The sequence below is a fragment of the Humibacillus xanthopallidus genome (genome assembly GCF_044793955.1).
GTDB classification, from domain to species: Bacteria; Actinomycetota; Actinomycetes; order Actinomycetales; family Dermatophilaceae; genus Humibacillus; species Humibacillus xanthopallidus_C.
Map to the genome: position 1 here is coordinate 2504078 of NZ_CP084995.1, position 24692 is coordinate 2528769.

At 70.8% G+C, this 24692-nt stretch carries 21 protein-coding genes and 1 tRNA gene; 4 read left to right on the top strand and 18 right to left on the bottom strand.

Annotation, left to right across the window (positions count from 1 at the left end; translation table 11 throughout):
* Positions 1–63: 63 nt before the first annotated feature.
* A complete protein-coding gene (locus LG278_RS11075) occupies positions 64–1353 on the bottom strand; it encodes a hemolysin family protein (protein ID WP_404387012.1) in 1290 nt (429 codons plus the stop codon).
* 158 nt (positions 1354–1511) lie between these two features.
* Positions 1512–1585 (bottom strand) — tRNA-Pro (locus tag LG278_RS11080).
* Between the two features lie 193 nt (positions 1586–1778).
* Between LG278_RS11080 and LG278_RS11085 the strand changes: the two genes are divergently transcribed.
* A complete protein-coding gene (locus tag LG278_RS11085; RefSeq protein WP_404387013.1) occupies positions 1779–2702 on the top strand; it encodes a trypsin-like serine protease in 924 nt (307 codons plus the stop codon).
* Between the two features lie 127 nt (positions 2703–2829).
* Here LG278_RS11085 and der read toward each other — a convergent pair whose 3' ends face one another.
* The 9 genes from der to ald form a co-directional block, all read right to left on the bottom strand.
* The gene (gene der / locus LG278_RS11090; RefSeq protein WP_404387014.1) at positions 2830–4326 is read right to left on the bottom strand and encodes a ribosome biogenesis GTPase Der; all 1497 of its coding nucleotides are present in this window, start codon (positions 4324–4326) and stop codon (positions 2830–2832) included.
* 83 nt (positions 4327–4409) lie between these two features.
* The gene (gene cmk, locus LG278_RS11095) at positions 4410–5117 is read right to left on the bottom strand and encodes a (d)CMP kinase (protein ID WP_404387015.1); all 708 of its coding nucleotides are present in this window, start codon (positions 5115–5117) and stop codon (positions 4410–4412) included.
* Positions 5118–5183: 66 nt separating this feature from the next.
* Complete coding sequence (locus LG278_RS11100) at positions 5184–6263, bottom strand: prephenate dehydrogenase (protein WP_404387016.1); 1080 nt, start codon at positions 6261–6263, stop codon at positions 5184–5186.
* The gene (locus LG278_RS11105; protein ID WP_404387017.1) at positions 6260–7222 is read right to left on the bottom strand and encodes a pseudouridine synthase; all 963 of its coding nucleotides are present in this window, start codon (positions 7220–7222) and stop codon (positions 6260–6262) included. The genes LG278_RS11100 and LG278_RS11105 overlap by 4 nt, the downstream gene beginning before the upstream one ends.
* On the bottom strand, positions 7219–7815 hold the full coding sequence (scpB, locus tag LG278_RS11110; protein ID WP_404393615.1) for an SMC-Scp complex subunit ScpB: 597 nt from the start codon (positions 7813–7815) through the stop codon (positions 7219–7221). The genes LG278_RS11105 and scpB overlap by 4 nt, the downstream gene beginning before the upstream one ends.
* A gap of 100 nt (positions 7816–7915) precedes the next feature.
* Positions 7916–9001 carry a segregation and condensation protein A gene (locus LG278_RS11115; RefSeq protein WP_404387018.1) on the bottom strand — a complete coding sequence of 362 codons (1086 nt, stop codon included), beginning with the start codon at positions 8999–9001 and terminating at the stop codon, positions 7916–7918.
* A gap of 13 nt (positions 9002–9014) precedes the next feature.
* Complete coding sequence (locus LG278_RS11120; RefSeq protein WP_404387019.1) at positions 9015–10022, bottom strand: ParA family protein; 1008 nt, start codon at positions 10020–10022, stop codon at positions 9015–9017.
* 94 nt (positions 10023–10116) lie between these two features.
* Entirely contained in the window at positions 10117–11136 is a 1020-nt protein-coding gene (locus LG278_RS11125) for a site-specific tyrosine recombinase XerD (RefSeq protein ID WP_404393617.1), read from the bottom strand.
* Positions 11133–12248: an alanine dehydrogenase gene (gene ald, locus LG278_RS11130; protein WP_404387020.1), complete on the bottom strand. Its 1116-nt coding sequence runs from the start codon at positions 12246–12248 to the stop codon at positions 11133–11135. Before ald ends, LG278_RS11125 begins: the two co-directional genes overlap by 4 nt.
* Before the next feature lie 174 nt (positions 12249–12422).
* Between ald and LG278_RS11135 the strand changes: the two genes are divergently transcribed.
* A complete protein-coding gene (locus LG278_RS11135; RefSeq protein ID WP_404387021.1) occupies positions 12423–13040 on the top strand; it encodes a hypothetical protein in 618 nt (205 codons plus the stop codon).
* An 18-nt stretch (positions 13041–13058) separates the two neighbouring features.
* Here LG278_RS11135 and hisS read toward each other — a convergent pair whose 3' ends face one another.
* Both hisS and LG278_RS11145 read right to left on the bottom strand, forming a co-directional pair.
* Positions 13059–14405 (bottom strand): histidine--tRNA ligase, encoded by a 1347-nt coding sequence (gene hisS, locus LG278_RS11140; protein ID WP_404387022.1) that lies wholly within the window; start codon positions 14403–14405, stop codon positions 13059–13061.
* Entirely contained in the window at positions 14402–15103 is a 702-nt protein-coding gene (locus LG278_RS11145; protein WP_404387023.1) for an MBL fold metallo-hydrolase, read from the bottom strand. Before LG278_RS11145 ends, hisS begins: the two co-directional genes overlap by 4 nt.
* 184 nt (positions 15104–15287) lie before the next feature.
* Between LG278_RS11145 and LG278_RS11150 the strand changes: the two genes are divergently transcribed.
* Positions 15288–16142: a peptidylprolyl isomerase gene (locus tag LG278_RS11150; protein ID WP_404387024.1), complete on the top strand. Its 855-nt coding sequence runs from the start codon at positions 15288–15290 to the stop codon at positions 16140–16142.
* Positions 16139–17896: a DUF349 domain-containing protein gene (locus tag LG278_RS11155; protein ID WP_404387025.1), complete on the top strand. Its 1758-nt coding sequence runs from the start codon at positions 16139–16141 to the stop codon at positions 17894–17896. The genes LG278_RS11150 and LG278_RS11155 overlap by 4 nt, the downstream gene beginning before the upstream one ends.
* A 174-nt stretch (positions 17897–18070) precedes the next feature.
* Here LG278_RS11155 and LG278_RS11160 read toward each other — a convergent pair whose 3' ends face one another.
* From LG278_RS11160 to yajC, 5 genes are all read right to left on the bottom strand, one after another.
* Positions 18071–20356: a RelA/SpoT family protein gene (locus LG278_RS11160; RefSeq protein WP_404387026.1), complete on the bottom strand. Its 2286-nt coding sequence runs from the start codon at positions 20354–20356 to the stop codon at positions 18071–18073.
* A gap of 28 nt (positions 20357–20384) precedes the next feature.
* The gene (locus LG278_RS11165; RefSeq protein WP_404393619.1) at positions 20385–20900 is read right to left on the bottom strand and encodes an adenine phosphoribosyltransferase; all 516 of its coding nucleotides are present in this window, start codon (positions 20898–20900) and stop codon (positions 20385–20387) included.
* A gap of 81 nt (positions 20901–20981) precedes the next feature.
* Complete coding sequence (secF, locus tag LG278_RS11170) at positions 20982–22142, bottom strand: protein translocase subunit SecF (protein WP_404387027.1); 1161 nt, start codon at positions 22140–22142, stop codon at positions 20982–20984.
* A gap of 2 nt (positions 22143–22144) precedes the next feature.
* Positions 22145–24097 (bottom strand): protein translocase subunit SecD, encoded by a 1953-nt coding sequence (gene secD, locus LG278_RS11175; RefSeq protein WP_404387028.1) that lies wholly within the window; start codon positions 24095–24097, stop codon positions 22145–22147.
* 7 nt (positions 24098–24104) lie between these two features.
* Positions 24105–24554: a preprotein translocase subunit YajC gene (yajC, locus tag LG278_RS11180; protein WP_404387029.1), complete on the bottom strand. Its 450-nt coding sequence runs from the start codon at positions 24552–24554 to the stop codon at positions 24105–24107.
* Between the last annotated feature and the right edge of the window lie 138 nt (positions 24555–24692).

A 24692-nucleotide genomic window follows, 5' to 3' on the forward strand; every position in this document is an offset into this window, starting at 1 on the left:
GGGCCACCGGGCGTGAGGTCCACCGGGCAAGAGGTCCGGCGGGGGGACTGGTGACGAGGCGGCTCAGCCCGCCTCGTCGCCTGCTCGGCGGGCTCGCACCCCGGTGATCGCATGGCGGGTGACCTCGGTGACCTCGAACAGCCATCCGTCTCCGGCATCGATGACGTCACCGGCTCCGGTGGGCACGCGGCCGAGGTGGTGCAGGACGAGTCCGGCGACCGTCGCGTAGTCGACGTCCCGGCTCACGGTGAGCACGATCCCGAGGTCGCTGAGGTCGTGCAGGGGGAAGGTGCCCGGCAGCAGGAAGGAGCCGTCCTCGTCCGGAGCGAGATCCATCGTGTCGCTGTCCGTCTCGTCGTAGATCTCCCCCACGATCTCCTCGAGCAGGTCCTCGAGGGTCACGATGCCGTCGACTGCCCCGTGCTCGTCGATGACGACCGCCAGCCGTTGGCGGCTGGTCTTGAACTCCCGGAGGGCCGCCGACACGCGCACGGTGTTGGGGAACATCTCGATGGCGCCCATGACCGTGGTCACCGGCAGGTCGGCGTCAGCCTCGGCCAGCCCGGCCCAGTGCACCACGCCCACGACGTCGTCGAGATGGTGGCCGCGCGTGACCGGTGCGCGTGAGTGCCGTGACGCCGCCAGGGCTTCGCGGGCCTCGCCCACGCTCTGGTCCTGCGTGATCGTGACGACGCTGCCTCGTGGGACGAGGACCTCGCGCAGGGTGCGCTCATGGATCTCCAGGGCCCCGCTGATGATCTGGCGCTGCTCGGGGTTGAGGCCGGTATGCGAGATGACGAGCTCTCGGAGCTCCTCGGGGCTGAGGTCCTGCGGGGCGACCTCGGCCCGTCCGCCGAGGAGCCGCACGACCAGGTCGGTGGCACGTGCGAGGAGCCAGACGACGGGGCGGCTGATGGTCGAGAGCAGGTCGATGGGCCGGGCGGCGACCTTGGCCCACGGCAGCGCCATCTGCATGGCGAGCCGCTTGGGCGCCAGCTCGCCGAAGACCAGGGTGAAGAAGGTGAGGACGAGGGTGACGAGCGCCACCGCCACCGGCTCTGCGGCGCCGCCGAGGAAGCCCAGCGCCGGCGCCACGGGCGCCGCCAGGGCGACTGCTGCGGTGGCCGAGGCGAGGAATCCCGCCAAGGTGATGCCGATCTGGATGGTGGCGAGGAAACGGTTCGGGTCGCGGGCCAGTCGCACGAGGCGCAACCCCGTCAGGCTGCCTCCCCGCTCGAGCTGTTTGAGCTGGCCCTCGCGCAGTGAGATGAGCGCCATCTCGGATCCGGCGAAGGCCGCGTTGAGGATCACGAGCACGACGACGAGGGCGATGTTGAACCAATAGCCAGACATCTCGCTGGTCCACCAGAACCTTCCACCGGGCGCCCATCCGGCGCAGCCACTGCGATCAGGCTAACCGAGGAGGCTCGTCACGATCGGGGCCAGCGGCCGACGTGACGAGAGGCCGCTCCCGGACTTCCGGGAACGGCCTCTGACCTGCTGCTATTCGGTCGGGCTGACAGGATTTGAACCTGCGACCCCTTGACCCCCAGTCAAGTGCGCTACCAAGCTGCGCCACAGCCCGAATGCCCTTGCGGGCGAACGAAACCCTAGCGCACACCCGCTTGGAGTTCCGAATCGGGGCCCTCGCGGCGCTCTTCGCCCCGCGAGGCCCCTGCGCGGAGTAGGTTCGCCCCACAACAGGATCGCCAGGTGGCACGAGACTCAGGTGACCACCGCGGCTCGGGGGGACCGATCGATCACTGGAAAGGCACTTCATGCTCCGTCGTCCTCGCGCCCGCCTCCGCGGCTCGGTGCGCACCCTTCTGCTCGCAGCCGCTGCCGTGGCCGGTCTCGTGACCGTGCCCGCGATGTCCGCCACCGCCATCACCGGCGGCACGCCCGACGGCGAGGGGCACCCCAACGTCGCGGTCATCCTCTTCTACGACAAGGCAGACCACCTGCGCTACCGCTGCACCGCGACGCTCGTCACCCCGACGGTGCTCGTCACCGCGGCGCACTGCACGGCCGACACGGTCGGCAAGACCATCGTGTCGTTCAGCTCGACCATCGCCGAGGCCCCGCCGAACGGCATCCCGGTCGCCCCTGACGTCGCGGCCGACGGATCGAGCCAGACCGGCTACACCCAGACGGGCCCGATCACTGACGACCGCGGTCGCACGTGGTACTTCGGCACGCAGGACGCGCACCCCGAGTACTCCGACTTCACCGACCTCAAGAACTGGAACGATGTCGGCGTCGTCGTGCTCAGCGCGCCCGTCACGGGCATCACGCCGGCCACGATCGCTCCTGCCGGCTACCTCGACACCATCAAGCGGTCGCAGCTCGCGCACACGCTCTTCACGATCGTCGGCTACGGCACCGAGGTCCGCAAGCCGTTGAGCGGCCCGCAGAAGCCGCAGCCGATGTCCTACCCGCTGATCCGCCGGGTGGCCGACGCGCCGGGCCAGAAGCTGACGCCGCAGATCCTCCAGGTCAACGGCAACTACAACGACACGCGCGGCACCGGCGGCTCGTGCTTCGGCGACTCGGGCGGTCCGACCTTCAAGGACGGCTACCAGGTCACCGTCACGAGCTACGGCTACACGTCCAACTGCCGCTTCCTCGATGGGATGCAGCGCATCGACATCCCCGTCGTGCAGGATTGGCTCGCGACGTACGGCGTGACCCCCGCCGCCTGAGCGCGGACGGCTCGGGCCTGACGGCCGAGCCCTGACGGCCGAAGGGCGCCCACGACGTGAGTCGTGGGCGCCCTTTCGCATCTTCCCGTCCGGCCGACGACGGTATGCCGCGTGGCCGGCGCTGACGTCAGCGCTTGCTGCGCTTCTCGCGCACGCGCACCGACACCTCGATCGGGGTGCCCTCGAAGCCGAACTGCTCGCGCAGGCGACGCTCGAGGAAGCGACGGTAGCCCGCCTCGATGAAGCCCGAGGCGAAGATGACGAAGCGCGGCGGACGCGTCGAGGCCTGGGTCGCGAAGAGGATGCGCGGCTGCTTGCCCCCGCGCACCGGGTGCGGGTGCGAGGCCACGATCTCGCCGAGGAAGGCGTTGAGTCGGCCGGTCGGCACGCGGGTGTCCCACGACTCCAGCGCCGTCTCGATCGCCGGCACGAGCCGGTCCATGTGCCGCCCGGTGAGGGCCGACACGTTGGCCCGCGGCGCCCAGGGCACCTGCACGAGCTCCTTGTCGATCTCGCGCTCGAGGTAGTGGCGGCGCTCCTCGTCGAGGGTGTCCCACTTGTTGTAGGCGATGACGAGCGCGCGACCGGCGTCGATGACCTGCTGCACGACGCGAACGTCCTGCTCCGCGATCGGCTCGGACGCGTCGATGAGCACGACGGCGACCTCGGCCTTCTCGAGCGCCGTCTGCGTGCGCAGCGAGGCGTAGAAGTCGGCACCGCGCGACTGGTGAACGCGGCGGCGGATGCCCGCGGTGTCGACGAAGCGCCACGTCTTGCCGCCCAGCTCGATCAGCTCGTCGACGGGATCGCGGGTGGTGCCGGCGACGTTGTCGACGACGACCCGCTCGGAGCCGGCGAGACGGTTGAGCAGGCTCGACTTGCCGACGTTGGGCCGGCCGACGAGCGCCACGCGCCGCGGGCCGCCCTGGGCGTAGGCGCCGTGCGCCGAGACGGCCGGGAGCACCTCGAGCACGGCGTCGAGCGCGTCGCCGCTGCCACGGCCGTGCACGGCGGAGACGGGCCACGGCTGGCCGAGGCCGAGGCTCCACAGCATGGAGGCGTCGGCCTCGCCGCGCTGGTCGTCGACCTTGTTGGCGATGAGGACGACGGGCTTGCCGGAGCGGCGCAGCAGCTTGGTGACGGCCTCGTCGTCGTCGGTGGCTCCGACGGTTGCGTCGACGACGAACATCACGACGTCGGCGAGGTCGATCGCGATCTCGGCCTGCTCGGCCACCCGGAGGTGGATGCCGGTCGCGTCGGCCTCCCAGCCGCCGGTGTCGACGACGGTGAAGCGGCGCCCGGCCCACTCCCCCTCGTAGGACACGCGGTCGCGGGTCACCCCGGGCACGTCCTCGACGACGGCCTCGCGCCGGCGCAGGATGCGGTTGACGAGGCTCGACTTGCCGACGTTGGGTCGGCCGACCACGGCGACGACGGGCAGCGGCCCCTGGGGAGTGCTGTCAGCGGCATACGGGCCCTCGGCCTCGAGCAGCGCCTCGTCCTCGGGGCTCAGCTCGAAGTCGGAGAGCCCGGCGCGCAGCGCGCGCTCCACGGCGGCGTCGTCGACGGGAGCGGTCGAGATCGGAGCGCCCTCATCGGTGGGGCGGGCGGTCTCGTCAGTCACGGTGTCCTCGAATCAGTGAAACGTCTTTGAGGGACCATTCTCCACCCGCGCGGGGTGCCCACGTGACGCGAGCGCCGCCGGCGTCACGCCTGCGCGGCGCGCACCACCTGCAGGACGGCCTGCACCGAGCCCTCGAAGTCGACGTGCGAGGTGTCGACGGTGGTCACCCCGTCGGCCGCGACGCTGAACTCCGAGACGGCCGAGTCGGCCTTGTCGCGGTCGACGATCTGCGACCGGGTGGCCGCGACCGACGCCTCGTCGGCGGCGCCGTGCAGCTCCGTCGACCGCCGGGCCAGGCGGGCCTCCTCGGAGGCGGTGAGCAGGATCCGCACGGGTGCGTCGGGCGCCACGACGGTCGTGATGTCGCGGCCCTCGGCCACGACACCGCCGTCCGCTGCACCGGCCTCGGAGATGAGGCGGCGCTGGAGCACCCGCATGAGCTCGCGCACGGGGATGACCGACGCCACGACCGAGACGGTCGTCGAGATGCGGGTCTCGCGGATGTCGGCGGTGACGTCGACCCCGTCGACGGTCACCGTCGGGTCATCGGGGTCGGTGCCGATCGAGAGCGGCAGGCGCTCGGCTGCCGCCGTGATGGCGTCGGCGTCGTCGAGGTTGACGTCCTCGCGCAGGCACCACCACGTGAGTGCGCGATACATCGCTCCGGTGTCGAGGTAGCCGTAGCCCAGGGTGCGTGCCACCTGCTTCGACACGCTCGACTTGCCCGACCCCGAGGGGCCGTCGATGGCGACGACGAAGCCGGACAGGTGGTCCTCGGGGGTGCTCGACATGCGCCCGAGGATAGTGGCAGGGCCGACGGGTGCCGGACGCACCCTCGGGTGCCCCGCTGCCCAGGGTCAGTCCTGGACGCGCCAGCCTAGCCGCTCGAGCGCGTCGTGCAAGGGCTCGACAGAGGCCGGCACGACGGCGATGTCGGCGATGCCGACGGCCTGCCCGAGGCCGTGCTCGATGTGGAGGTCCTCGAGGTTGATGCCGGCCTCGCCGACGTTGGTGAGCAGCCGGGCCAGCGCGCCGGGCTCGTCGGGCACGACCACCGACACGAGCTCGTATGCCGCGGGCGCTGCTCCGTGCTTGCCGGGGATCCGCGCGTGGCCGAGGTTGCCGGCCTCGAGGACCCGGCTGAGGGTGCCGAGGGAGCCCTCTCCCCCGGCGTCGACGAGCCCGTCGAGGGCCTCGACGACCGCGGCCACCTGGCCCTGCACCTCGTGGAGCACGTCGCGCACGGCGCTCGCGTTGCCGGCGAGGATCTGGGTCCAGAGGCGGGGGTCGCTCGCCGCGATGCGGGTGACGTCGCGCAGGCCCTGCCCGGCGAGCCCGACGGCGCTCTCGGGGAGCTCGCGCAGGGTGGCGGCGATGATGCTGGCCGCGAGCTGGGGCACGTGCGAGACCGCGGCCACGGCCTCGTCGTGCTCGTGGGCCGGCATGACGCGCACGGCCGAGCCGACAGCCGTCGCCAGCCGGGTGACCTGATCGGTGGCCTCCGCGGTCGAGTCCGGGTGCGGCACGACGACCCACGCCCTGCCGTCGAAGAGGTCCCCGCGAGCAGCCGCGGTGCCGGACCGCTCCCGACCGGCCATCGGGTGCGAGCCGACGTAGTGCGAGGCCTCGACGCCGGCCGCGAGGACCTCGCGCAGGATCGACTCCTTGACCGAGGCGACGTCGGTGACGACCGCGTGGGGCCACTCGCGCAGTGCCGCGACGATGACTCCCGACACGACGTCGGGCGGGGCCGCGACGACGACGACGTCGGGTGCGTCGTCCTCCGAGGCCAGCTCACCCGCTCCGAGGTCACGCGCGAGGCGCACGGCCGTCGGTGACGGGTCGTCGAGCGACACTCGAAACCCGTTGTTGCACAGAGCGATCCCGAGACTGGTGCCGATGAGTCCAGTCCCCACGACGCGGACGTGCGTGGTCACAGCCCCGCAGCCTTGTAGAGGGCGCCGATCTCGGCCTTGTTGAGCCGGCGCATGCGGCCCGACTTGAGGTCGGCGAGACGGATCGGGCCGACCTCGGTGCGCACGAGCTCGAGCACCGGGTGGCCCACGGCCTCGAGCATGCGGCGCACGACGTGCTTGCGGCCCTCGTGCAGCACGACCTCGACCATCGCCTTGCCCGGCTGGTGGTCGACGATGCGGAACGAGTCGACGCTCACAGGGCCGTCCTCGAGCTCGACGCCCTCACGCAGCCGCTTGCCGACGTCGCGCTGCACAGGGCCGCGGATCGTCGCGACGTAGGTCTTGAGCACGCCGTAGGACGGGTGCTGGAGCCGGTGCGCGAGGTCGCCGTCGTTGGTGAGCAGCAGCAGGCCCTCGGTGTCGGCGTCGAGGCGTCCGACGTGGAAGAGCCGCTCCTCGCGGTTGCCGACGTAGTCCTCGAGCGAGATGCGGCCGAGCTCGTCGTGCATCGTCGTGACGACGCCCTTGGGCTTGTTGAAGGCGAGGTAGACGCGGTCCTCGTCGAGGTTGATGCGCACCCCGTCGACGTGGACGACCTGGGACTTCGCATCGATGCGCACACCGAGCTCGGTCACGATCTGGCCGTCGACCTCGACCCGGCCCTGCGCGATGAGGTTCTCGCAGACGCGGCGCGAGCCGACACCGGCGGCGGCCATGAGCTTCTGCAGGCGCACGCCGTCGGGGTCGTGCACGTCGATCGGCGCCGGTGCGTTGCGGTCGGGAAGCCGGGTCGGCTGGCTCGGCTTGGTCGAGCCGGCGAAGCGGGGTCCGCCGCCCTTTGCGCCTGCCTTGCTCGATCCCTTGCCTCCGCTCCTGCCGCCGGGCTCGGACCTGCGGGTGCCGGAGCCGGATCCACGGGACCCGCCCGGGGCGGCGCCCTTCTTGCGGGGCTGGCGGGGTGACCTCGAGTGCTCGGTCATCGGTGTCCTTCCTCGATGAGCTCGTCGATGACGTCGGCATCGGGCAGATAGGGCGCAAGGGCGGGGAGCTCGTCGAGCGACGAGAGACCCATGCGCTGGAGGAAATAGGTGGTCGTCCGGTAGAGGACGGCGCCGCTCTCGCCCACGTCGTCGACCTCCTCGATCAGACCTCGTGAGACGAGGGTGCGCACGACACCGTCGACGTTGACGCCGCGCACGGCGCTGACCCGCGCCCGCGAGACCGGCTGGCGGTAGGCGATGACAGCCAGGGTCTCGAGGGAGGCCTGCGTGAGGCGGGCCTGCTGACCGTCGAGCACGAACTTCTCGACGACGGGGGCGAACTCGGGTCGGCTGTAGACCCGCCAGCCCCCCGCGACACTGCGCAGGGTGAAGCCCCGCTGGTCGGCGGCATACTGCCCCTCGAGCGCGTGCAGGTGCTCGAGGACGTCCTCGACGGGCAGCTCGAGGGCGGAGGCGAGCGACATCTCGGTCACGGGCTCGTCAACGACCATGAGCACCGCCTCGATCGCCGACCGGGCACCCCCGGGGAAGGTCGACAGGTCGAAGGCGATCTGCTCGTCGGCACCCTCCATGGCCGCCGACTCGAGGGTCGACTCCAGAGCCGCCTCGAGGTCCTCGACGGCGACCGGGGCACCGGCGCCCTCGTCGGGGGCACCCAGCTGCCGGGGCCCGTCATTCATCGTCGTCCTTGGTGGTGCCCACGTCGCCATCTTCCTTGCCGTCTGCCGTGCTGTCTGCCATGCGTCGGTCGGTGCTGTCGTCGGCCTGGTCGTCCTCGTCGAACTCGTCGTCGATCGCCACGTCGCCCTGCTCGCTGCCGGTCCACCGGATGTCGAGCTCGCCGAGCGCCTCGGCCTGCTCGAAGGCGATGACCGACTCCTTGAAGAGCTCGAGCAGCGCGAGGAACCTCGCCACGATGACGAGCGTGCTGTCGGCGTCGGCGACGAGGCTGCGGAAGGACACCTGGCCCCTCGTGCGCAACCGCTCGACGATGATCGCCGCCTGCTCGCGAACGCTCACCTGCGGCGCGTGCAGGTGCTCGAGTCCCACGGTGGGCGGGACCTTCGGGGTCATCGCGCGGGCGGCGATCATCGCGAACTGCTCGGGCGTCACGGCGATGACGAGCTCGGGCAGCAGGCTCGCGAACTCCGGCTCCATGCCGGCCTGCCGCGGGGTGATGCGGCCCGCCGTCGCCATCCGCTCGCGGAAGGAGCTGGCGATCTGCTTGTACGCGCGATACTGCAGCAGCCGGGCGAAGAGCAGGTCGCGGGCCTCGATGAGGGCCAGGTCCTCGTCGTCCTGCGGGGAGAAGGAGGGCAGCAGCCGAGCGGCCTTGAGGTCGAGCAGGGTCGCTGCGACGAGCAGGAACTCTGATGCCTGCCCGAGGTCCCAGTCGTCCTCGGTGGCCTGAGCGGCCTTGATGTGGCTGATGAACTCGTCGGTCACCTGGGCCAGGGCCACCTCGGTGATGTCGAGCTTGTGCTTGCTGATCAGGCCGAGCAGCAGGTCGAAGGGGCCCGAGAAGACGTCGAGGTGCACCTCGAACGGCACGACCTGGCGCCGGGTGAGGATGCCCCCGGGGGTGAGCTCGGACCGACCCGCGGAGGGCACCGTGGGCGCCGACGGCGCGTCGGGCGCGCCCGTCGCGGCCGACGGCACCTCGTCGACAAGCGGGACCTCGAGGCCGAGCCGGCCGCCGTCGGCGGCAGCGTCGTCCGCGTCGACCGCCGGGCGGTCGACGATGCCCTGCTCGGTCATCGCGCCGGGCCGGTCAGGCGGCGTCGCCGCGGGCGATGAGCTCCCGTGCGAGCTGGCGGTAGGCATTGGCGCCCGAGTGGTCCGAGGAGTAGGTCGTGATCGGCTCGGCGGCGAGGGTGGCGTCGGGGAACTTCACGGTGCGGCTGATGACCGTCTCGAAGACCTGGTCGCCGAAGTGGTCGACGACCGAGCGCACCACCTCACGGCTGTGCAGGGTGCGCGAGTCATACATCGTCGCGAGGATGCCGTCGACCTTGAGGCGCGGGTTGAGCCGGTCGGTGATCTTGTCGATCGTGTCGATCAGCAGGGCGACGCCGCGCATGGCGAAGAACTCGCACTCGAGCGGGATGAGCACGCCGTGCGCCGCGGTGAGGGCGTTGACGGTGAGCAGACCGAGCGAGGGCTGGCAGTCGATGAGGATGACGTCGTACTCGTCGAGCACGGGGCGCAGCACGCGGGCGAGCACCTGCTCACGGGCGACCTCGCCGACGAGCTGCACCTCGGCGGCGGACAGGTCGATGTTGGCGGGCACGAGGTCGAGACCCGGCGTGCTCGTGTGCGCGATGACGTCGTGGATCTCGTGGCCGCGCTCGACGAGCAGGTTGTAGATCGTGAGGTCGAGCTCCTGCGCGTTGACGCCGAGCCCGACCGAGAGGGCGCCCTGGGGGTCGAAGTCGATGACGAGCACCTTGCGGCCGAGCTCGGCCAGCGCCGCGCCGAGGTTGATCGTCGTCGTCGTCTTGCCGACGCCACCCTTCTGGTTGCACATCGCGATGATGCGGGCCGGTCCGTGGCTCGACAACGGCTCCGGGTCGGCGAAGACCTGCAGCGGCCGCCCGGTGGGCCCGAGCACGGGTGCGTCGGCGACGCGGACAGGCAACGTGGCGTCGCGCTCCCCTGCGTCGGCTCGGGGCGCTCGCGGCGGCACCGGTCCGCCGGCGCGTGCACTCGGCACGTCGCGGGCCTGCTCGCGTGACGGCTGCGACGGCACCGACGACGGCATGGACTCGCTGGTCTCCATGGTCTCGTGTGACTCCTCGTTCACCGGCTGCACCACTCCGCTCGGCTCGCTTCTCGTGCTGCGTTCAGCCTCTCGCTGATCACGTGTGACCCTATCAGCGGGCCCGGGGGTGGGCGCCCGCGTAGACCTCGCGCAGTCGGTGCACCGAGACCATCGTGTAGATCTGGGTCGTCGTCACCGAGGCGTGCCCGAGCAGCTCCTGGACGACGCGCACGTCGGCTCCACCGTCGAGCAGGTGGGTCGCGAAGGAGTGCCTGAGGGTGTGGGGCGACACGTGCTCGGCGAGACCGGCGCGGTCGGCGGTGCGCTGGAGGATGGCCCAGGCCGACTGCCGAGACAGCCGGTTGCCGCGGGCGTTGAGCAGCAGGGCCGGTCCCCCGCGACCGTGGGTCGCGAGCACGGGCCGGGCCCGCACGAGGTATGCCGTGACGGCCTCCACCGCGTAGCGGCCCACCGGCACGATGCGCTCCTTGCCGCCCTTGCCGCGCAACCGGGCGGCGGCCCTGGTGACCGGCGCGACGCCGGGCGACCCGCCGTGCGTTGAGTGTGCGGCGCCGGTCACCGCGTCGGCGTCGTGCGCGCCGAGGTCGAGGTCGTCGACGTCGAGCCCCACCGCCTCGCTGATGCGCGCACCGGTGCCGTAGAGGATTTCGAGCAGCGCCCGATCGCGCAGCGCCTCGGGCGTGTCGCCGACCGAGGCGGCCGCGAGGAGGCGCTCCACGGCGTTGACCGGGATGGCCTTGGGCAGGCGTGAGGGCGGGCGCGGGGGTGCTACGGCGGCGGCCGGGTCCGCGCTGACCTCCCCCTCGAGGGCGAGGAAGCGGTGGAAGCCACGCACCGCGACGAGCGTGCGCGCCGCCGACGACGGTGCGAGGCCGCGCTCGCTCAGCGAGGCGAGGAAGTCGGTGACGTCGACCTCCGTCACCCGGGAGGCCCGGTCGATGTGCCGGTCGGCGAGGAAGGCGACGTAGGCCCTCAGGTCACGGGCATACGACGAGAGGGTGTTGTCAGAGGCGCCGCGCTCGACCCGGACGTGGTCGAGCCACCCGCGGACGTCCCGCTCCAGGGGCGAGAGCCGTGCCGCAGGTGGCCCGGTCGTGACGTCCTGGGTCAGGAGAGCGCCTCCTCCAGGGGGATCGAGGTCATCCCGTGAGCCTCGGCGACGGGCCCGTAGGTGACGTGACCGCCGTAGGTGTTGAGGCCGAGCGCGAGGGCGCCGTCACCGCGCAGCGCGTCGAGCCACCCCTCGTTGGCCAGCTTCACGGCATACGGGAGCGTGGCGTTGGTGAGGGCGTACGTGGACGTGTTGGGCACGGCGCCCGGCATGTTGGCCACGCAGTAGAAGACCGAGTTGTGCACCTCGAAGGTCGGGTCGGCGTGGGTGGTGGGCCGCGAGTCCTCGAAGCAGCCCCCCTGGTCGATGGCGATGTCGACGAGGACCGAGCCCGGCTTCATCTGGGCGACGAGGTCGTTGGTGACGAGCTTGGGAGCGGCCGCGCCGGGGATGAGCACGGCGCCGATGACCATGTCGGCCTCGAGCACCTGCTGCTGGACGGCGAGCCTGGACGAGGCCAGCCCGTGCACCTTGTTGTCATAGCGCCAGAACGACATGCGCAGCTTGTCGAGGTCGGTGTCGAGCAGGGTCACGTCGGCGCCCATGCCGAGCGCGATGTTGGCGGCGTTCTGCCCCGACACGCCGGCGCCGAGGATGACGACCTTGGCGTTCGCGACACCGCCGACGCCACCCATGAGCACGCCCCGACCGCCCTGGGCACGCAGGAGCGAGTGCGCGCCGACCTGGGGCGCCAGGCAGCCGGCGACCTCGGACATCGGGTAGAGCAGGGGCAGCGCACCTGAGGTCAGCTGCACCGTCTCGTAGGCGATGCCGGTGACCTTGCGGGCGGCGAGCTCCTCGGTGAGCGGCTTGTCGGCGGCGAGGTGCAGGTAGGTGAAGAGGGTCAGGCCCTCGCGCATGCGGTGGTACTCCTCCGCCACGGGCTCCTTGACCTTGAGCACCATGTCGGCCTCGGCCCACACGTCGTCGGCGGAGTCGATGATGCGGGCCCCGGCGGCCACGTAGTCCGCGTCGTTGATCAGCGACCCGACGCCGGCGTCCTTCTCCACGAGGACCTCGTGCCCGTGCTCGGTGAGCTCGTGCGCCCCCACGGGCGTCAGTGCGACGCGGTACTCGTGGTTCTTCACCTCGCGTGGAATGCCGACCTTCATGCTGCACATCCTTCCGGACTGACCACGTCGGGACGGGCTCCGTTGCCCGGCCGGCGGCCGAGTGCGTGGCCGCGAGGCCACTCTAACGGCGTGCTCGTGGTGCCCCGGGCCACTTCTGCACCAGCACGATTGGCGGGCCAGTAGGTTGGGCCCGTCGACACTGCGAGAGGCGCCATGAAGCTGTATGCGGACACCCCCACCCGTCGGGCTCGGCAGCTGGTCGCCGACGGCCTCATCCTCCTGTGGGTCGGCTTCTGGGTGTATGCCGGCCGGCAGGTCCACGACCTCGTCACGGCCCTGCGCTCCCCCGCCGACTCGCTCACCTCGGCCGGCCAGTCGGTGAGCGAGGCCCTCACGGGCGCGGGCGAGCAGGCGCAGGAGATCCCGTTCGTCGGCGACCAGCTGCGCACCTGGTTGACGCAGGCGGCGGGCTCCGGCACGACGCTCGAGGAGGCGGGCTCCTCGATGGGCGAGAGCGTCGACCAGCTCGCCCTCGCGCTCGGTCTCGCCACGGCGCTCGCCCCGATCGCGATCGTCGTCGCCGTGTGGCTCTACCTGCGCATCAGCTTCGTGCGCGCGGCGACGGACGCACAGCGCTTCATCGACGCGGGCGAGGACCTCGACCTCTTCGCGCTGCGGGCCATGGCGCGCCAGCCGATGCGGGCCTTGGCCAAGATCTCCGACGACCCGGCCGGTGCCTGGCGTCGGCAGGACCGCGACGTGATCCGCCGGCTGGCCGTCCTCGAGCTGAAGGACCAGGGCCTGCGCCCACCACCCCCTCCGACCCCCTGACACCCCCTCGAGGTCGTGTCAGACGACGCGGGTGACCTGGGGGTGCAGGTCCTCCTCGGGCGGGGTCCACGAGGCGGGGTCGGCCGGCTGCTGCTCGCCGGAGCGGATGTCCTTGACCTCGCCGTGCTCCCCCGCCGCCGGGAACCACACGTACGGGATGCCGCGACGCTCGGCGTAGCGGATCTGCTTGCCGAACTTCGCCGCTGAGGGCGCGACCTCGCAGGCGATGCCCCGTCGGCGCAGCGCGGTCGCGATCTCGACGGCCTCGTGGCGGGCCTCGTCGTCGGTGAGCGCGACGAGCACCGCAGCGGGAGTCGAGCGCGAGGCCGTCACGAGGCCACGACCGATGAGCAGGCCGAGGATCCGGGTGACGCCGATCGAGATGCCGACACCGGGGTAGGTCCTGCGCCCGTCACTCGCCAGGGAGTCGTAGCGGCCGCCGGAGCAGAACGAGCCCCACTCCTCGTGACCGATGAACTGCGTCTCGTAGACGGTGCCCGTGTAGTAGTCGAGCCCGCGGGCGATCCGCAGGTCGGCGACGATCCTCCCGGGCGCGTTGGCCTGGCCGGTGCGGATGACGTTGGCGAGCGACTCGAGCCCCTCGTCGAGCAGCGGGTGCTCGACCCCCAGCGCGCGCACCTGATCGACGAAGCCGAGGTCGCTCGAGCGGATGGCGGCCAGCGACAGGCACTGGTCGGCCTGCTCGGGCGTGGCGCCTGACTCGACGAGGAGGGCCTTGACCTTGTCGGGGCCGATCTTGTCGAGCTTGTCGACGATGCGCAGGGTGCCGATGACGTCGGTGATGCCGATCCCCTGGTAGAAGCCGTTGGGAATCTTCCGGTCGTTGACCTGGATGACGAACTCCCCGACCGGGAAGCGGCTGAAGACGTCGGCGATGACGAGCGGCATCTCGGCCTCGAAGTGCGGCGAGAGCTGACCCACGTCGACGACGTCGATGTCGGCCTGCGTGAACTCGCGGTAGCGCCCCTCCTGGGGTCGCTCGCCGCGCCACGCCTTCTGGATCTGGTAGCGCCGGAACGGGAACGCGAGCTTGCCGGCGTTCTCGAGGACGTAGCGGGCGAAGGGCACCGTCATGTCGAAGTGCAGACCCCAGCGGGCGTCGTCGTCGCTGCCACCGGCGAGCCGGGAGACCGCGTAGATCTCCTTGTCGGCGTCCTCGCCCTGGGCGCTCAGGCGGTCGATGGGCTCGATCGAACGTGTCTCGATCGAGAAGAAGCCGTGCAGCTCGAACGTCTCGCGGATCACGTCGAGGAAGCGCTGCTCGACGATGCGCTCGGACGGGAGGTACTCCGGGAAGCCGCTGATCGGAGTGACCTTCACGGCGGGACGGGACGGGGTGCTCACGCGGACAGGTCCTTCAGGTAGGGGTTGGTGAGGCGCTCGTGGGCGATCGTGGTGGCCTGGTAGTGCCCGGGCAGCACGAGCGTCGTGTCGGGCAGGGGCAGCACGACGTCACGCAGGCTGCGCTGCATCGCGGCCGGGTCTCCCCCGGGCAGGTCGGTGCGTCCGATCGAGCCGGCAAAGAGCACGTCGCCCGTCACCATCGTGCGGTCGACGTCCACCTGGTCGGCGATGCCGTCGGGCACCCGGTCGAGGCCGAACATCACCGAGCCCTCGGTGTGACCGGGCGCGTGCAGCACGTCGACGTCCATCCCGGCGAGGGTCAGCCTCGTGCCGTCGGTGATCTCGACGACGTTGGTCGGCTCGGTCCACGTCGCCGCGGCGCCGAACTGCTGCTCCAGCATCGCGATCAGACCAGGGTTGCTGCTCCCGAGCAGGTCGTGGAGCCGGTAGCGGTCGTCCGTGTGGATGTAGGCAGCCGTATCGGCTCCGCACACCGGCGTCACGGAGTAGACGTGGTCGACGTGCCCGTGCGTCAACAGGACCGCCGCCGGACGCAGCCGGTGCTCGGTCAGCACCTCGCGGAGCGTCTCGACCACGCCGATGCCCGGGTCGACGATGATGCACTCCTCCCCCGCCTGCGCGGCGAGGACGTAGCAGTTCGTGTCGAAGGCCTGGGCCGGGAATGCGATCGTCAGCACGCTGGGAGCCTAGTGCGAGAGCGTCCGGAGGCAGACGGCATACCGCGGCGTATGCCTGATCTGCTCACTCCCGGGGTAGATGTCACGTACTCGTGACCCCACCGGTCGCGAGCCCACCGCGCAGTGTCCATAAAATGACCGAACGCCCGGGGAGAGCCCACGCGGCCCGTTCGAGGAGAGGTTCGTGACCAAAGAGCAGGAACGCGCACGTGCGCGCCGCCGCTACGAAGAGCACCAGAAGACCGAGAAGCCCCCCGTGGGCGACGCCACGCGCGACAAGCAGGTCTTCGGTGTCATCCTCGCGGTCATCCTCGTCCTCGCGGCCGTGATCATCGTCCCGCGCTTCATCGGTGGCGACGATGCGGCGACGCCGGCAGCGGCGTCCACGACCCCGGCCACCCCCGCCGCGACGGCCTCGACGGGAGCCGACGGTCTCCTCGAGGGGCAGAAGCTCGCGGCCGGCTGCACGAAGCCGCCGGCCCTGCAGACGGAGCCCAAGCAGCAGACCGAGGTGCCGGACAAGGCCACCGCGGCGGGCAAGACGTGGATCGCCACGGTGAAGACGACGTGTGGTGACATGACCTTCGAGCTCGACGGCACCAAGGCGCCGCAGACCGTAGCGTCGTTCCTCAACCTCGCCAAGACCGGCTTCTGGGCGCCGAGCCCGTGCCACCGCGTCACGACCGAGGGCATCTACGTGCTGCAGTGCGGCGACCCGACCGGCACCGGCCAGGGTGACCCGGGCTACGCCTTCGGCATCGAGAACGCGCCGCAGGACGGGAAGTACCCCACCGGCGCCCTCGCCATGGCCCGCACCCAGGATCCCAACAGCAACGGCAGCCAGTTCTTCATCACGTTCAAGGAAACCCAGTTGCCCACTGACGGCGGCGGCTACACGATCTTCGGGAAGGTGACCAAGGGCCTCGACATCGTCGACAAGATCGCTGCCAACAAGGCCCTTCCGCCCAGCCCGACGGACGGGACCCCGGTCTCCCCGATCAGCATCCTCAGTGTCAGCGTGACGGAGAAGAAGGCATGACGGACACCACCCAGCACACCGGACCCGACGACAGCGCGGCGCAGTCCGCAGCAGAGACGGAGACTCCGGAAACGACCGAGCGGGCAGCCGAGCAGGCAGCCGAGCAGGCCCCTGAGCAGGCGCCCGACCCGGCTGCTGCCGAGATGGCCGACGTCCTCGAGTCGATCGAGACCACGGAGGCGCCAGCCGCCGAGCAGGCACCCGACGAGGCGCCTGCCACGGAGGAGACCCCCGCGGTCGAGGAGACCCCCGCCGAGGCCCCTGCGGCGGCGGAGACCCCCGCCGTCGAGGAGGCCCCCGCCGAGCAGGCACCCGACGAGGCGCCTGCGGCGGAGGAGACCCCCGCCGTCGAGGAGAAGCCCGCAGACGCACCGGCCGCTCCCTCCCCTGCCGCGATGGCGGTGCCGAAGCCCAGCGCCATCCCGACGCCGGCTGCGCTGGCGCACACCACGCCCCACCCGGTGGCTCCGGTCGCTCCCGCAGTCCCCGAGACCGACCACTCTGCCTCGGCCGCCTTCGGGCGCGTCGACGAGAACGGCACCGTCTTCGTGCGCACCCCCGAGGGTGAGCGCGAGGTGGGCTCCTATCCCGGAGCGAGCGACGCCGACGCCCTGACCTACTTCGCCCGCAAGTACGACGAGCTCTTCGCCTCCGCCGTGCTGCTCGAGCAGCGTCTCGCGCTGCCCGAGGTGCCGTCCAAGGACGTCGCCGACGGTCTCAAGACCCTCGCGGCGCAGGTCAAGGACGCCGCGGTCGTCGGCGACCTCGACGCGCTCGCGGCCAAGCTCGACGAGATCCAGTCGGGCATCGCGAGCAAGCGCACCGTCGAGCAGCAGCACCGGGCCGAGGCCCGCGCCGCTGCCACGGCTGAGCGCGAGGCGATCGTCGCCGAGGCCGAGGCCATCGCCGGCCAGCCGGAGAACAAGATTCAGTGGAAGACGAGCGGCGCCCGTATGCGTGAGCTGCTCGACGAGTGGAAGGCGCACCAGCGCTCCGCCACCCGCCTCGACCGCGAGACGGAGTCGTCGCTCTGGACCCGCTTCAGCGCGGCCCGCAACGGCTTCGACAAGGCACGTCGCACTCACTTCGCCGGGCTCGACGCCGCCCACGGTGAGGCCAAGGCCGCCAAGGAGCGCCTGGTCGCGGAGGCCGAGCGACTGGCGACCAGCACCGACTGGGCCGCCACGGCGGGCGCGTTCAAGCGCCTCATGGACGAGTGGCGTCGTGCGGGTCGCGCGAGCCGCACCGACGACGACCGTCTGTGGAGTCGCTTCAAGGCGGCCCAGGACGCCTTCTTCGCAGCGAAGGACGAGGTCGTCGCCGCCGAGGAGGAAGAGTTCAAGGGCAACCTCGTCGTCAAGGAGGCCCTGCTCGTCGAGGCCGAGGCGATCCTGCCCGTGACCGACCTCGAGAAGGCCAAGGCGCAGCTGCGCACGGTCCAGGACAAGTGGGACGCCGCGGGCAAGGTGCCCCGCGCCGATATGGACCGGGTCGAGAAGGCGATGCGCCGGGTCGAGCAGACCGTGCGCGACGCCGAGGACCGCAAGTGGAAGTCGAGCAACCCCGAGGTGGCCGCCCGCGCCCGCGCGATGGTCGATCAGCTCGAGCGCGCCGTCGCCGACCTACAGGACGACCTCACCAAGGCCGAGGCCTCGGGCAGCGCGAGCAAGGTCAAGAAGGCCCGGGAGGCGCTCGAGGCACGTCAGGTCTGGCTCGACCAGGCCCGCGCCGGAGTGGCCGAGTTCGGCGGCTGATGCTCACGCCGTAGCAAAGTGCCCACTCGACCAATCCCCTTGTCGAGTGGGCACTCTCATGCACTCGAGTGGGCACTTTCATGGACGCTGGGCTCGGTGGCTGATCCTCACGACGCAGCAAAGTGCCCACTCGACTGATCCCCTTGTCGAGTGGGCACTTTCATGCGCCCATCGTCAGTTGGTCGACTTGCCGCCGTTGACGCGATAGACGTCGAAGACGCCGTCGATCTTGCGCACCGCCTTGATGACGTGGTCGAGGTGCGCCGGGTCGCCCATCTCGAAGGTGAAGCGCGAGATCGCCACCCGGTCGCGTGAGGTCTGCACCGAGGCCGACAGGATGTTGACGTGCTGGTCGGACAGCACCCGCGTCACGTCGCTGAGCAGGCGGTTGCGGTCGAGTGCCTCGACCTGCAGCTGCACGAGGAAGACGCTGGCCGAGCTCGGAGCCCACTCGACGTCGATGAGGCGCTCCGGGTTGGACGTCAGCTGGTCGGCGTTGGTGCAGTCGACCCGGTGCACCGACACCCCGTCGCCGCGGGTGACGAAGCCGATGATGGGGTCGCCCGGCACGGGAGTGCAGCACTTGGCCAGCTTGACCCACACGTCGGGCGTGCCGACGACGACGACACCCGGGTCGCCGGGCCGCCGACGCGAGGCAGCGCGCGTGGGCACGGTGGCCTCGGCGAGGTCCTCGGTCGCCCCCTCGACGCCGCCCATCGACGCGACGACCTTGCCGACGACGTGCTGCGCGGAGACGTGCCCCTCGCCCACGGCGGCATAGAGCGCCTCGATGTCCTGGTAGCGCAGGTCGGTGGCGACCGCCGTCATCGACTCGTGGCTCATCAGCCGCTGCAGCGGGAGGTTCTGCTTGCGCAGCGCCTTGGCGATCGCCTCCTTGCCGGCGTCGATGGCCTCTTCGCGGCGCTCCTTGGAGAACCACTGCTTGATCTTGTTGCGCGCCCGCGGGCTCTTGACGAACTGCAGCCAGTCGCGCGAGGGCCCGGCACCGTCGGCCTTGGAGGTCAGCACCTCGACGACGTCGCCGTTCTCGAGGGTCGACTCGAGCGGCACGAGGCGCCCGTTGACGCGGGCGCCGATGCAGTGGTGACCGACCTCGGTGTGCACGGCATACGCGAAGTCGACGGGAGTGCCGCCCACGGGCAGCGCGACGACCGACCCCTTGGGGGTGAAGACGTAGACCTCGCTGCTGCCCATCTCGAAGCGCAGCGAGTCGAGGAACTCGCCGGGGTCCTCGGTCTCACGCTGCCAGTCGAGCAGCTGGCGTAGCCACGCCATGTCGTTCTGGGGGGTGATCTCGCCGGGGCGCGCTCCCCCGCCGCCGCCAGAGGTGTCCTTGTACTTCCAGTGCGCGGCGACGCCGTACTCGGCGCGGCGGTGCATCGTGTGGGTGCGGATCTGGATCTCGACCGGCTTGCCCTGCGGGCCGATGACCGTCGTGTGCAGCGACTGGTACATGTTGAACTTCGGCATCGCGATGTAGTCCTTGAAGCGCCCCGGCACGGGGTTCCACCGCGAGTGCAGGGCGCCCAGTGCCGCATAGCAGTCGCGGACCGTGTCGACGAGCACCCGCACCGCGACGAGGTCGTAGATCTCCTCGAAGTCGCGGCCGCGCACGATCATCTTCTGGTAGACGGAGTAGTAGTGCTTGGGCCGGCCCGTCACGACGGCCTTGATCTTGGCGCCGGTGAGGTCGTCCATCACCTGGGTGCGCACCCCGGCGAGGTACTCCTCACGCGCGGGCGCGCGCTCCGCCACGAGACGCACGATCTCGTCGTAGACCTTGGGGTAGAGCGTCGCGAAGGACAGGTCCTCGAGCTCCCACTTGATGGTGTTCATGCCGAGCCGGTGCGCGAGCGGCGCGTAGATCTCGAGGGTCTCGTTGGCCTTGCGCTTGGCCGACTCCTCGCTGACGTAGCGCCACGTGCGCGCGTTGTGCAGCCGGTCCGCGAGTTTGATGACGAGGACGCGGATGTCGCGGGCCATCGCGATGACCATCTTGCGCACCGTCTCGGCCTGGGCGGCCTCGCCGTAGGTCACCTTGTCGAGCTTGGTGACGCCGTCGACGAGCATCGCGATCTCGTCGCCGAAGTCGGTGCGCAGCTCGTCGAGGCCGTATGCGGTGTCCTCGACCGTGTCGTGCAGCAGCGCCGCCGCGAGGGTGGGCGGCGTCATGCCGAGCTCGGCGAGGATGGTCGTCACGGCAAGGGGGTGCGTGATGTAGGCGTCGCCGCTCTTGCGCATCTGGCCGTCGTGCGCGCGCTCGGCGACGGCATACGCCCGCTCGATGATCGAGAGGTCGGCCTTGGGGTGGTTGGCCCGGACGGCAGTCATCAGCGGCTCGAGGACGGGGTTGCCCGCCGGACGGGTGGCCCCGAACCGGGCAAACCGGGCTCGCACCCGCGACGGGGTGGAGAGCTCGCTGCGGACGTCCTCGCTCATGGAGAGAGTCTAGGCGCCGTCGGAGGGGTCACACGGTCAGGATGGCGTTGACCACGTGTCCGGTGAGACGCGAACGGCCGTCTAGGAAGCCCAGCTCGAGCACGACCTCGATCGCGGCGACCGATGCGCCAGCCCGCTCAACGAGCTGGGCGCAGGCCTCGGCGGTGCCCCCGGTGGCGAGCACGTCGTCGAGGACGAGGACGCGCTGGCCGGGCTCGAAGGCGTCGGTGTGCACCTCGATCTCGGCCGTGCCGTACTCCAGGGCATAGGACTCCTTGAGCGTCGCGCCCGGCAGCTTGCCGGCCTTGCGCACCGGCACCATGCCGAGGCCGAGCTCATAGGCCACCGCCGCCGCGAGGATGAAGCCGCGGGCCTCGATGCCGACGAGCACGTCGACCTCCCCGCGGTAGCGTCCCGCGATGTCGTCGACGAGGGCCTTGAAGGCCACCCCGTCGGCGAGCAGCGGCGTGAAGTCCTTGAAGACGATCCCCGGCTGGGGGAAGTCCGGGATGTCGCGCAGCTTGCTCGCGACGAGCTCGGCCATGTCGGTCACGCCATCTCCTCCGTCTTGACCGGGCCACCTGACCGCCCGAGGGGCCGGTCAGGTGGCCCGGTCAGGTGCTGCTCAGCGCTTGGACTTCGGGGCGCGCTTGGGCTGGTTGCGCGGGCCCGCCTGGGCGTACTTGTGCACCGGGCGGTATGCCGCGTCGACCGGCTCGTCGGCAGCGGCACCCGAGCTGTCGGCTCCGACGACGACCGGCTCCGGAGCGCCGTCGGGACGGGGCTCGTCGCGCGTCGGCGTGGACCGGCCTTTGCTGCCGTGCCGGGCGACGTAGCGGTCGAGCTCGACGACCGCCTTGTCCTTGCGGCGCAGGTCGACGAGCAACGGCGTCGCGATGAAGATCGACGAGTAGGCGCCGACCGCGATGCCGATGAAGAGGGCGAGCGACAGGTCGAGCAGGGTGCCCGGCCCGAGCAGTGTGAAGCCGACGAAGAGCACGGCCGCGATGGGCAGCAGGGCGACGACCGTCGTGTTGATCGACCGGACCAGCGTCTGGTTGACCGCGAGGTTGGCGGCTTCGCGGTAGGTCATCCGCTTGTTGGCGAACGCCTCGGCGGTGTTCTCGCGCACCTTGTCGAAGACGACGACGGTGTCGTAGAGCGAGTAGCCGAGGATCGTCAGGAAGCCGATCATCGACGAGGGCGTGATCTCGAAACCGAAGAGGGAGTAGATGCCGACCGTGATGACGAGGTCGTGCAGCAGGGCGACGAGCCCGGCCACCGCCATCTTCCAGGTGCGGAAGTAGAGCGCCATGACGAGGGTGACGAGCACGAGGAAGACGATCAGGCCTCTGATGGCCTGCTGACTCACCGTCTCACCCCAGCTCGGGCCGATGAGCGAGGCGCTCACCGCGCCCTCCTGTACGCCGAAGGCGTCGGCGAGGGCGGTGCGGGCCTCGTCGGTGAGCTCGGACGCCGCCTCGGTCTGGACGCGGACCGTGTCCTGGCCGACGACCGTGGCGACGACGTTGCCGCCGATGCCGGCCTCGCCGACCGCGTCCTGTGCCTTCTGCTCGTAGTCCTGGCTGTTGCTCACGCCCTGGATGCGGAACTCCGAGCCACCGCTGAACTCGATGCCGAAGTTGAGGCCGCGGGCGAAGATGCCGATGAGGGCGAGGACGATGAGCACGGCCGAGAGCGCGTACCACGTCTTCTGGCGACCGATGAAGTCGATGGATCGCTTGCCGGTGTAGAGGTCGTTGCCGACCTGGGCGAAGTTGATCATGCTCACACCTTCCGCTCGGAGAGTCGGCTCGAGCCGGCCGGTGCCGCCGTGCCTGCAGGCGCGCCCGAGCCCGTCGGGGCCGACGGAGCGTCGGTCGTCGGGCACGCCGGGCCGAAGCGACCGGCACCGCGGTAGCGGACCTCCTCCTTGGCGCCGAGGCGCTGGGGGTCGAGCCCCGACCACTTGTGCCCGCCACCGAAGAACTTCGTGCGAGCGAGCAGCTGGACCGTCGGGTGCGTGAAGAGCACGACGACGATGAGGTCGATGAGCGTCGTAAGGCCGAGCGTGAAGGCGAAGCCGCGCACGTTGGCCGAGGCGAGGAAGTAGAGCACGGCAGCTGCGATGAAGTTGACCGCGTCGGCGGCGATGATCGTGCGCCGGGCGCGCTTCCAGCCGGTCTCGACGGCGGCGACGAGCGGACGCCCGTCGCGCACCTCGTCGCGGATGCGCTCGAAGTAGACGATGAAGCTGTCGGCCGTGACGCCGATGGCCACGATGAGGCCGGTGACACCGGCCATCGTCAGGCGGAAGCCGTGCGTCGTGCCGAGCACCGTCACCGCGAGATAGGTGATGACCGAGGCCACGATGAGCGACGCGACGGTGACCAGGCCGAGGGCGCGGTACTGGAAGAGCGAGTAGACGACGACGAGCAGCAGGCCGATGAAGCCGGCGAGCAGGCCGATGCGCAGCTGCTCCTCACCGAGCTGGGGCGTGATGTTGTCGGAGGTCTGCAGCGCGAAGGAGATCGGCAGCGCGCCGAACTTCAGCTGCTGCGCGAGCTGCTTGGCGGAGTCGATGGTGAACGAGCCGGTGATCGAGGCCCGACCGTCGGTGATGACCGCACGGGCCTGAGGAGCGGTGATGACCGACTTGTCGAGCACGACCGCGAACTGGTCGAGCGGCGGCTGGCTCTGCAGGCCGTAGAGGCGCTTGGTGACCTCGGCGAACTTCTGGGCGCCGGCCTGGTTGAACGACAGCGCGACCTCGACGATGGAGGTGGGCGCGCCGTTGGGGCCGGGCTGGAAGCCACTGGTCGCGTCGGCGATCTCGCTGCCGTCGATCTCGACCGGGCCGAGGACGTACTTCGTCACGCCGTCGGCGCCACAGGTCGCCATCGGGGCGTCCTTGAGGTCGGAGACACCTTCGAGGGCGCCGGGCTGCGTGCAGTCGAGGGCGACGTACTCCTTGGCGACCTTGGCGGCGGCCTCGTCGGCCGTGGCCTTGTCCCAGCCCATCGCCACGAGACCGGTGCTGACCTGCGTCTTGACGGCCGCCTCGGTCTCGGCCGCCGTGGGGGCGGTCGGTGCGGTCTCGGTCGGGGCGGGCGTCGCCGGCGTCGTAGCGGACGCACTGCCGGTGGGGGTCGCGGTCGGGGTGGCCGGCGTCGTCTCAGCGGTCAGGGCCTGCGGCACGACGCCGTTCTGGGCCGTGGCGCTCGTCGACGGGGTGGCCGCGGACGGGGTGCCGGTGCTGGTCGCCGTCCCTGTCGAGGTGCCTGTCGAGGTGCCGGTGGGGGTGTCCGTCGGCGTGCCCGACGGGTTCACCGCTGCGCCGGGGTCGCTGTAGGCCTGGACGAAGACCGGTCGGAAGCGCAGCTGCGAGGGCTTGCGGATGGCGTCGAGCTGCTCGGTCGTCGGCGTGCCCGGGATGGAGACGACGATGTTCTTGCCGCCCTGGGTGGCGATCTCGGCCTCGGACACGCCGTTGGCGTCGATGCGCTGGCGGATGATGTCGACGGCCTGGTCGATCTGGCCCGAGCTCACCTGCTGGTTGTTCTCCAGCACGGGCTCGAGGACCATCTCGGTGCCGCCCTCGAGGTCGAGGCCGAGGCGCGGGGTCGTGGACCCGTCGCCCCAGGCCGACAGACCGCCCGTGAGGGCGCCGAGGCTGAGGACGATGATCAGCAGCGCCAGCAGGTGCCGGAGTGCGGACCGCTTCGTGTTCGTGCGTGCCACGAACGCCTCACTGACCTGACTGTGACGAGCCCGGGGTCGTGCCGGGGTTGCGGTCGGGGTCGGCGTCGCTGGTGGGGTTCACCGCGCCGGTCGCGCCGGCCGAGGACGCCAGCGCGTCGGTCTGCTTCATCGCGATCGCGCGACGGTCGACGCGGATCGTCACGCCGTCAGCGATCTCGAGCCAGCCGCTGGCGTCGTCGAGGTGCTTGATCGTGCCGAAGATGCCGGAGGACGTGATCACCTGGTCGCCGACGTTGAGCGAGCTGCTGAAGTTGCGCATCTGCTTCATCCGCTTGTTCTGGGTCCAGAACAGCCAGCCGAGCAGCAGCAGCGGCAGAGCGAAAATCAGCAACGAGAAACCCCCGTTGTTGTCCATATCAGGCTCGATCCTTCGTGTCTTCGTCCCGCGCGCCGTGCTGGCACGCTGCGGGCAGGCAGTCGCCTCGGGGGCGACCACCTCGATGGTGTTCGGGTGTCGCGTCAACGACCGGAGGCACCGGATAGTGCCGCGCGAGCGGCGGTGGTGCCCGCAGGAGTCTACGTGCGAGTCTGCAGTTTGTCAGACTTCGGGCGGGGCTCGCGCCGCGCCCAGCGG

What these genes read in the sequence shown, in the direction of transcription:
- scpB (WP_404393615.1), bottom strand. Translation starts at nt 7,815, where the DNA reads ATGGAGGGTGCCGACGAGCAGATCGCCTTCGACCTGTCGACCTTCCCC.
- LG278_RS11160 (WP_404387026.1), bottom strand. Translation starts at nt 20,356, where the DNA reads ATGAGCGAGGACGTCCGCAGCGAGCTCTCCACCCCGTCGCGGGTGCGA.
- LG278_RS11105 (WP_404387017.1), bottom strand. Translation starts at nt 7,222, where the DNA reads ATGACCGAGCACTCGAGGTCACCCCGCCAGCCCCGCAAGAAGGGCGCC.
- cmk (WP_404387015.1), bottom strand. Translation starts at nt 5,117, where the DNA reads ATGTCGAGCACCCCCGAGGACCACCTGTCCGGCTTCGTCGTCGCCATC.
- LG278_RS11075 (WP_404387012.1), bottom strand. Translation starts at nt 1,353, where the DNA reads ATGTCTGGCTATTGGTTCAACATCGCCCTCGTCGTCGTGCTCGTGATC.
- LG278_RS11165 (WP_404393619.1), bottom strand. Translation starts at nt 20,900, where the DNA reads ATGGCCGAGCTCGTCGCGAGCAAGCTGCGCGACATCCCGGACTTCCCC.
- LG278_RS11120 (WP_404387019.1), bottom strand. Translation starts at nt 10,022, where the DNA reads ATGGAGACCAGCGAGTCCATGCCGTCGTCGGTGCCGTCGCAGCCGTCA.
- LG278_RS11115 (WP_404387018.1), bottom strand. Translation starts at nt 9,001, where the DNA reads ATGACCGAGCAGGGCATCGTCGACCGCCCGGCGGTCGACGCGGACGAC.
- ald (WP_404387020.1), bottom strand. Translation starts at nt 12,248, where the DNA reads ATGAAGGTCGGCATTCCACGCGAGGTGAAGAACCACGAGTACCGCGTC.
- secF (WP_404387027.1), bottom strand. Translation starts at nt 22,142, where the DNA reads ATGATCAACTTCGCCCAGGTCGGCAACGACCTCTACACCGGCAAGCGA.
- LG278_RS11135 (WP_404387021.1), top strand. Translation starts at nt 12,423, where the DNA reads ATGAAGCTGTATGCGGACACCCCCACCCGTCGGGCTCGGCAGCTGGTC.
- LG278_RS11155 (WP_404387025.1), top strand. Translation starts at nt 16,139, where the DNA reads ATGACGGACACCACCCAGCACACCGGACCCGACGACAGCGCGGCGCAG.
- LG278_RS11085 (WP_404387013.1), top strand. Translation starts at nt 1,779, where the DNA reads ATGCTCCGTCGTCCTCGCGCCCGCCTCCGCGGCTCGGTGCGCACCCTT.